The sequence below is a fragment of the Salinisphaera japonica YTM-1 genome (assembly GCF_003788585.1).
GTDB classification, from domain to species: Bacteria; Pseudomonadota; Gammaproteobacteria; order Nevskiales; family Salinisphaeraceae; genus Salinisphaera; species Salinisphaera japonica.
Genome location: NZ_AYKG01000053.1, coordinates 1 through 5,524, shown reverse-complemented (window position 1 = coordinate 5,524; position 5,524 = coordinate 1). Strand labels below are relative to the sequence as shown.

2 tRNA genes and 3 rRNA genes are annotated in these 5,524 nt (G+C 52.5%); all 5 read right to left on the bottom strand.

Annotation, left to right across the window (positions count from 1 at the left end):
* Positions 1-23: 23 nt before the first annotated feature.
* The 5 genes from rrf to SAJA_RS13145 all read right to left on the bottom strand — a co-directional run bounded on the left by rrf (position 24) and on the right by SAJA_RS13145 (position 5,128).
* Positions 24-139 (bottom strand): 5S ribosomal RNA (gene rrf, locus SAJA_RS13165).
* A gap of 70 nt (positions 140-209) precedes the next feature.
* Positions 210-3,099: ribosomal RNA gene (locus SAJA_RS13160) — 23S ribosomal RNA — on the bottom strand.
* Between the two features lie 147 nt (positions 3,100-3,246).
* A tRNA-Ala gene (locus tag SAJA_RS13155) sits at positions 3,247-3,322 on the bottom strand.
* Between the two features lie 101 nt (positions 3,323-3,423).
* Positions 3,424-3,500 (bottom strand) — tRNA-Ile (locus SAJA_RS13150).
* An 88-nt stretch (positions 3,501-3,588) separates the two neighbouring features.
* Positions 3,589-5,128: ribosomal RNA gene (locus SAJA_RS13145) — 16S ribosomal RNA — on the bottom strand.
* The 16S, 23S and 5S rRNA genes sit together here with 2 tRNA genes alongside, the layout of an rRNA operon.
* Between the last annotated feature and the right edge of the window lie 396 nt (positions 5,129-5,524).

Genomic DNA, 5,524 nt, shown 5'->3' with positions numbered 1-5,524 from the left:
TGGGCTGGGGTTTTTCGATTAGAGCCTGGCGGTGACCTACTCTCACATGGGGAGACCCCACACTACCATCGGCGCAGAGTAGTTTCACTTCCGAGTTCGAAATGGGTTCGGGTGGTTCCTACTCGCTATGGCCGCCAGGCAAACGGGTTAACAATCTGGATGCAATCGAACACTGCGTTGTATGAGGGTCAAAAGCGCTTGAGCGTTATATGACCAAGCCACACGGGCAATTAGTACCAGTAAGCTCAATACATTGCTGTACTTACACACCTGGCCTATCAACGTCCTCGTCTTGGACGGCCCTTTAGAGTCCTCTAGGGACTAGCGAGATCTCATCTTGAGGTGGGCTTCGCGCTTAGATGCTTTCAGCGCTTATCCCTTCCGTACGTAGCTACCCTGCAATGCCACGGGCGTGACAACAGGAACACCAGAGGTACGTCCATCCCGGTCCTCTCGTACTAAGGACAGATCCTCTCAAATCTCGAACGCCTACGGCAGATAGGGACCGAACTGTCTCACGACGTTCTAAACCCAGCTCGCGTACCACTTTAAATGGCGAACAGCCATACCCTTGGGACCTGCTTCAGCCCCAGGATGTGATGAGCCGACATCGAGGTGCCAAACTCCTCCGTCGATGTGGACTCTTGGGAGGAATCAGCCTGTTATCCCCGGCGTACCTTTTATCCGTTGAGCGATGGCCCTTCCATACAGAACCACCGGATCACTAAGACCTACTTTCGTACCTGCTCGACCCGTCGGTCTTACAGTCAAGCACCCTTTTGCCTTTGCACTCGTTGCGCGATTTCCGACCGCGCTGAGGGTACCTTTGCACTCCTCCGTTACTCTTTGGGAGGAGACCGCCCCAGTCAAACTACCTACCATACACTGTCCCTGATCCCGATAAGGGACCGAGGTTAGAACCTCAAATATTTCAGGGCGGTATTTCAAGGGTGGCTCCACGCTGGCTAGCGCCAACGCTTCAAAGCCTCCCGCCTATCCTACACAAAAATATTCAAAATCCAGTGTAAAGCTATAGTAAAGGTGCACGGGGTCTTTCCGTCTTGCCGCAGGAACACTGCATCTTCACAGCAATTTCGATTTCACTGAGTCTCGGGTGGAGACAGTGTGGCCATCGTTACGCCATTCGTGCAGGTCAGAACTTACCTGACAAGGAATTTCGCTACCTTAGGACCGTTATAGTTACGGCCGCCGTTTACCGGGGCTTCGATCAAGAGCTTCGCCTAAGCTAACCCCATCACTTAACCTTCCGGCACCGGGCAGGCGTCACACCCTATACATCCACTTACGTGTTAGCAGAGTGCTGTGTTTTTAGTAAACAGTCGCAGCCACCTGGTCTCTGCGGCCCCGTTCAGCTACGCCCGTAAAGGGTTTGACTTACTGGGGGCGCACCTTCTCCCGAAGTTACGGTGCCATTTTGCCGAGTTCCTTCACCCGAGTTGTCTCATACGCCTTAGGATTCTCACCTTATCCACCTGTGTTGGTTTGGGGTACGGTCTGCATAACCTGAAGCTTAGAGGTTTTTCCTGGAAGTTTGGCATCAATTGCTTCTCGCCCTTAGGCGATCGTCATCGCGTCTCGACATTACGCATCCGGATTTGCCTGGACACGCTGTCTACATGCTTAAACCGGGATAACCATCACCCGGCCAACCTAGCCTACTTCGTCACCCCATCGCAGTTATGCGAGGTACGGGAATATTAACCCGTTTTCCATCGACTACGCCTTTCGGCCTCGCCTTAGGTGCCGACTCACCCTGCGCCGAATAGCGTTGCGCAGGAAACCTTGGATTTTCGGCGGGCAGGTTTTTCACCTGCCTTATCGTTACTCACGTCAGCATTCGCACTTCCGATACCTCCAGCATGCCTCACGGCACACCTTCACGGCCTACGGAACGCTCCTCTACCACTTGCACAATGTGCAAGTCCGCAGCTTCGGTGCATGGCTTTAGCCCCGTTATATCTTCCGCGCAGGCCGACTAGATCAGTGAGCTATTACGCTTTCTTTAAAGGATGGCTGCTTCTAAGCCAACCTCCTGACTGTCTTTGCCTTCCCACATCGTTTGCCACTTAGCCATGACTTGGGGACCTTAGCTGGCGGTCTGGGTTGTTTCCCTTTCCACTACGGAAGTTAGCTCTCGCAGTGTGTCTCCCGTGCTCATACTTGCTGGTATTCGGAGTTTGCCTCGATTTGGTAAAGCCTTATGGCCCCCCTAGTCGAAACAGTGCTCTACCCCCAGCAGTAATACACGAGGCGCTACCTAAATAGCTTTCGAGGAGAACCAGCTATCTCCGAGCTTGATTAGCCTTTCACTCCGATCCACAGCTCATCCCCTAATTTTTCAACATTAGTGGGTTCGCGCCTCCAGTCGGTGTTACCCGACCTTCACACTGGCCATGGATAGATCGCTCGGTTTCGGGTCTACTGCCAGCAACTAATCGCCCTATTAAGACTCGGTTTCCCTGCGCTTCCCCTAGACGGTTAAGCTTGCTACTGACAAGTAAGTCGCTGACCCATTATACAAAAGGTACGCCATCACTCGACGAATCGAGCTCTGACTGCTTGTACGCACACGGTTTCAGGTTCTATTTCACTCCCCTCACCGGGGTTCTTTTCGCCTTTCCCTCACGGTACTTGTTCACTATCGGTCGACAGAGAGTATTTAGCCTTGGAGGATGGTCCCCCCATATTCAAGCAAGGTTACACGTGCCCCGCTCTACTCGTTTTCACTCTAATCGCGTTTTCGTGTACGGGGCTTTCACCCTCTATGGCGTGCCATTCCTGGACACTTCCACTAACACGATAAGAGCTTAAGGGCTGTTCCCGTTTCGCTCGCCGCTACTCAGGGAATCTCAATTGATTTCTTTTCCTCCGGGTACTTAGATGTTTCAGTTCCCCGGGTTAGCCTCTCATGACTATGTATTCATCATGAGATACACGTCGAAACGTGTGGGTTTCCCCATTCAGAGATCTCCGAGTCAATGTCTGTTTGCCGACTCATCGAAGCTTATCGCAGGCTACTACGTCTTTCATCGCCTTCTGTCGCCAAGGCATCCACCATGTGCGCTTGGTCACTTGGTCATATAACCTCAAGCGCTCTCGCGCTCAAAGTCTTATGAGCAACTCATACATTCTGTTAAGAATGCAGTGTTCGATTGCACCAGATTGTTAAAGAGCGGTGATACAAAATCACAACAAACGATAACTCGTTTATTGTGATTTCGATGATGGTGGAGCTGGTCGGAATCGAACCGACGACCTCCTGCTTGCAAAGCAGGTGCTCTCCCAATTGAGCTACAGCCCCGTAGTAGATCGAGGCCCCATAATTTTGGGTTGATCAAGGCGCTTGAATACGATGCGTGCGTCAGCACGTGAGTGTTCAAGCAACGCCGAGCAACGCAAAATTGGTGGGTCTGGGAAGATTTGAACTTCCGACCTCACCCTTATCAGGGGTGCGCTCTAACCAACTGAGCTACAGACCCAAGCTCGATGACCGACCGAAGCCGGTTAACCGCTTTCATTGTAAGTGACTTGTGTGGGCACTCCCATGGGACAGCAATAGCTATCTCTAAAGGAGGTGATCCAGCCGCAGGTTCCCCTACGGCTACCTTGTTACGACTTCACCCCAGTCATCGACCACACCGTGGTGACCGTCCTCTCCGAAGAGTTAGACTAGCCACTTCTGGTGCAGCCGACTTCCATGGTGTGACGGGCGGTGTGTACAAGGCCCGGGAACGTATTCACCGCAGCATTGCTGATCTGCGATTACTAGCGATTCCGACTTCACGCAGTCGAGTTGCAGACTGCGATCCGGACTGGGACAAGCTTTATGGGATTGGCACCCTCTCGCGAGTTCGCATACCCTTTGTACTTGCCATTGTAGCACGTGTGTAGCCCTGCCCATAAGGGCCATGATGACTTGACGTCGTCCCCACCTTCCTCCGGTTTGTCACCGGCAGTCTCCTTAGAGTGCCCAACTTAATGCTGGCAACTAAGGATAGGGGTTGCGCTCGTTGCGGGACTTAACCCAACATCTCACGACACGAGCTGACGACAGCCATGCAGCACCTGTCACTGTGTTCTCGAAAGCACCCTCTCGTCTCCAAGAGGTTCACAGGATGTCAAGGGCAGGTAAGGTTCTTCGCGTTGCATCGAATTAAACCACATGCTCCACCGCTTGTGCGGGCCCCCGTCAATTCCTTTGAGTTTCAACCTTGCGGCCGTACTCCCCAGGCGGAGAACTTAACGCGTTAGCTGCGACACTGAACGACTATGTCATCCAACGTCTAGTTCTCAGCGTTTACGGCGTGGACTACCAGGGTATCTAATCCTGTTTGCTACCCACGCTTTCGAGCCTCAGCGTCAATATTGGCCCAGAAGACTGCCTTCGCCATTGGTGTTCCTCCACATATCTACGCATTTCACCGCTACACGTGGAATTCCGTCTTCCTCTACCATATTCTAGTCACGCAGTTTCGGATGCAATTCCCAGGTTGAGCCCGGGGCTTTCACACCCGACACACGCGACCGCCTGCACTCGCTTTACGCCCAGTAATTCCGATTAACGCTTGCACCCTCCGTATTACCGCGGCTGCTGGCACGGAGTTAGCCGGTGCTTATTCTGCAGGTACCGTCAATACGCTCGGGGTATTAACCCGGCGCTTTTCTTTCCTGCTTAAAGTGCTTTACAACCCTAAGGCCTTCTTCACACACGCGGCATGGCTGGATCAGGCTTTCGCCCATTGTCCAATATTCCCCACTGCTGCCTCCCGTAGGAGTCCGGGCCGTGTCTCAGTCCCGGTGTGGCTGACCATCCTCTCAGACCAGCTACTGATCGTCGCCTTGGTACGCCGTTACCGCACCAACTAGCTAATCAGACGTAGACTCATCTAATAGCGCGAAGTCCGAAGATCCTCCGCTTTGCTCCGTAGAGATTATGCAGTATTAGCCTGAGTTTCCCCAGGTTATCCTCCACTAAAAGGCAGATATCTACGCATTACTCACCCGTCCGCCGCTCGACGCCCATCCGAAGATGTCGTTTCCGCTCGACTTGCATGTGTTAGGCCTGCCGCCAGCGTTCAATCTGAGCCAGGATCAAACTCTCCAGTTTAAATACTTACTATCTAACTGGTGCGTGATATTTCAATCACGCGAGCATCAATCCCAAGCTATGCTGCTTGGATGCTCTGTTTGGGTAATGGCTTATTGCCACCCCACAGGAGCACCCACACAAGTCACTTACAAGTTGTTAAAGATCGGCGACTGTCCGGCTCGGTTAAGAGCTTTAAGTCGTTGCGAGAGCGCATATAATACGTCGTTTTGCCGGGCCGTCAACACTTGATTTGAAATAATTTTCAAACCGTTTTTGACGTGACTGACGTTTCCGCTTCTCGGCCGTACAGTCTATCCGAAACCATTATCAGGCCGCAAGGCCTTTTCGATATCGATTTCGAACACCCAGAAAAACCATCTAAATAGTCGGTCTCGCTGGCCTCGTAACGCTTTG